The 2,765-nt window shown below is 61.7% G+C and carries 4 protein-coding genes; 3 read left to right on the top strand and 1 reads right to left on the bottom strand.

Translation table 11 applies throughout. The annotated features are described in order from the left end of the window. Positions 1-109: 109 nt before the first annotated feature. Entirely contained in the window at positions 110-526 is a 417-nt protein-coding gene (locus EN932_RS33145) for an acyl-CoA thioesterase (protein ID WP_024504355.1), read from the bottom strand. A gap of 197 nt (positions 527-723) precedes the next feature. Here EN932_RS33145 and EN932_RS33140 point away from each other — a divergent pair, with 197 nt between their 5' ends. The 3 genes from EN932_RS33140 to EN932_RS33130 all read left to right on the top strand — a co-directional run bounded on the left by EN932_RS33140 (position 724) and on the right by EN932_RS33130 (position 2,654). Further along, positions 724-972 (top strand): ParB N-terminal domain-containing protein, encoded by a 249-nt coding sequence (locus EN932_RS33140; protein WP_013532091.1) that lies wholly within the window; start codon positions 724-726, stop codon positions 970-972. A 199-nt stretch (positions 973-1,171) separates the two neighbouring features. Further along, on the top strand, positions 1,172-1,657 hold the full coding sequence (locus tag EN932_RS33135) for an SRPBCC family protein (protein WP_024504356.1): 486 nt from the start codon (positions 1,172-1,174) through the stop codon (positions 1,655-1,657). Positions 1,658-1,697: 40 nt separating this feature from the next. Further along, positions 1,698-2,654, top strand: a complete 957-nt coding sequence (locus tag EN932_RS33130; protein ID WP_127384924.1) for an alpha/beta hydrolase — start codon at positions 1,698-1,700, stop codon at positions 2,652-2,654. Positions 2,655-2,765 lie beyond the last annotated feature (111 nt).

Here is a 2,765-nt window from a genome sequence, read left to right as displayed (position 1 = left end):
CAAGGTGATGAACCGCGCCGAGAAGGCGCTGCTGTCAGGGCTGCAGACGCTGATTGCCGACACGCCCCTCGAGGACCGCATCTACATAGGCTGACGGGCGGAGACAGGCTTATTCGATCAGGAAGGCCGAAGAGCGGTCGCGCATCGGCTCGTCCAGAGCGACCGAGGCGCGCGCGGCAAGGTCGAAGCGCACGCTTGTCGTCCGGCTCGATGCGCGGACAATGCCGTCGAGCGAGCCCAACATCACCTGTTCGAAGGTGATGGAGGTGCGGCCGATCTTCACGACATGCGAGCGGATGGTGATGAGCGCACCGGCTTTCGTTTCATGCCGATAGTCGATTTCGGTGCGCACGTCGGCCCATCCGATCTGCGACGCCTGGTTGTCGTCCTGTCCGGCGATATGGCCGAGAAGCTGGAAGCTGGCATCATCGAACATCGCCGCGTAGTGACGCACATTCACGTGCCCCATCACGTCGCACATCCAGGGATGGGCGACGCCGACAAAGGTGACGAGAGATTTGCTCATGGGGATTTGCTCCGTGGCCTTCGACGATCGCGCAGACGCAATATCGAAACGCGCGACGACAGGCAAACGATCTGCTGTCCCTGGCATCTTCGAACCGAGAATGGCCTTCGGACTTCGTATTCGTTAGCCGCACCCTTGGCCACCTCCATCAAACGGACTATCTCAGGGGTGGCGGCGTTTCCGCCACGGGGGTCGGCATGCTCAGAGTGCAAAAGGTCAAGGTCGACGAGATCTACGTGCCGACGGCGCGCAAGAAGACGCTGCATCCCGAGACCGTCCGCCATCTCGCCGAGGACATTCTGGAAAACGGCATGAAGACGCCGATCCAGGTCCGCCATGACGGCAAGCGCCACATCCTCGTCGAGGGCCTGCACCGGCTGGAAGCGGCAAAGTGGCTCGGCGAGACCGAGATCGAGGCCTATCTGGTGCAAGCCAAGCGCCACTGAGGCTTTGGCCCATCGATCACTTTGTCATCCTCGGGTCTCCGCGACGGAGCTGCGTTCCTGCTCCGCCCGTGGATGACGAAGGTGAGTGACGCCTCGGGTCAATCGAAACGGTGTCGCAAAATTTTCGCTGGCCGATGTCGGCTTGCGGTTCATCGGCTCGTCCTTGGGACGGAAGCCAGATCAAACGCAGGACGCCATCATGACCACCAAGCTCGACATCGCCCCCACCAACGACCGCGAACTGGTTCTCGCCCGCATCATCGATGCGCCGCGCGAGAACGTCTATCGCTGCTGGACCGATCCGAAACTGATCACGCGCTGGTTCTCTCCAAAACCGTGGACGACGCCGCGCGCGGAGATGGATGTGCGCGCCGGTGGCTCGAGCCTTGTCGTCATGGCCAGCCCGGACGGCAACGAGTTCCCCAACCCAGGTGTCTTCCTCGAAGTCGTTGCCGGCAGGAAGATCGTCCTCACCGACGCCTACACTGAGGCTTGGCAGCCTTCGGAAAAGCCGTTCATGACCGTCGCGCTGACCTTCGAGGACGAGGGCAACGGCAAGACCCGCTACATCGCTCGGGTCAGGCACTGGAGCGTCGCCGACCGCGAACAGCATGAGAAGATGGGGTTCCACGAGGGCTGGGGACAGTGCGCCGACCAGCTCGAAGAACTCGCCAAAACGCTTTGATCCGCATAACGCCTTGATATCGACAGGAGAGGAGATCGATATGTTCAAAACCCTGTTTTTCGCCATTTTTGCTTCGGCCGCAGCACTGCTTGCCTGCCCGGGCATCACCAATGCAGAGGAGACAAAACCTGCCATGACGACTGAAACGAATGCACTGCCGAAGCCGGAAAAGTCCGGCCTTCTGACGATCAACGGCCTGAACTACTACTATGCGATCTATGGCAAGGGCGAGCCGCTGCTTCTGCTGCATGGTGGTCTTGGCACCACGGATATGTTCGCGCCGATCCTGCCGAAACTTGCCGAAAACCGCACCGTCATCGGCGTCGACCTGCAGGGTCACGGCCGCACCGCGCTGGGTGACCGACCATTCACCGTGGAGGCGATGGGCGACGACATGGCCGCCATCGTCAAGGCGCTCGGTTACAGCCAGGTCGATGTCATGGGCTATTCGCTGGGCGGCGGCGTCGCCTTCCGCATGGCCGTCCAGCATCCCGAAGCGGTGCGCCGCCTCGTCCTGGTATCGACCGGCTACGCCACGGACGGCTTCTATGACGAGATGCGTCCGCAGCAGGCACAGGTGAGCGCAGCCGCGGCTGAGTTCATGAAGGACACGCCGATGTACAAATCCTACGTCGCGGTGGCGCCGCATCCGGAGGAGTTCCCGAAGCTCCTCGATGCGCTGGGCGGCTTCATGCGTCAGAACCGCGATTACTCGGCCGATGTCGCCAAGCTGAAGATGCCTGTCATGCTGGTCTATGGCGACAGCGATATGTATAAGCCCGAACACGAGATCAAGTTCTATCAGATGCTCGGCGGCGGACTGAAGGACGCCGGCTGGATGCGCGAGAACTTGTCGCAGAACCGCCTGGCGATCCTGCCCAACCGCACCCACTACGATGTCTTCTTCGCCCCGGAGCTGACGGCCGCCGCGCTGCCGTTCCTAAACGGCCAGACCAAGGTCAAGACCTGGGACGAGGTCGTCGGCGAAATGGAGTGAACGCCAAAACTGCCGGCTGTTGGCGGGCAGCCGGCATTCCGTGGCTCCATGACGGCTTTCGGCGTCATGGCTTCATCCCAACTCGCATCAGCACAAGCGATGACATTGCAT

Source organism: Mesorhizobium sp. M7A.F.Ca.US.002.01.1.1, assembly GCF_004022955.1.
Classification (GTDB): domain Bacteria; phylum Pseudomonadota; class Alphaproteobacteria; order Rhizobiales; family Rhizobiaceae; genus Mesorhizobium; species Mesorhizobium ciceri.
The sequence above is the reverse complement of the archived record's forward strand: the minus strand, read 5'-3'. Positions and strand labels throughout refer to the sequence as shown.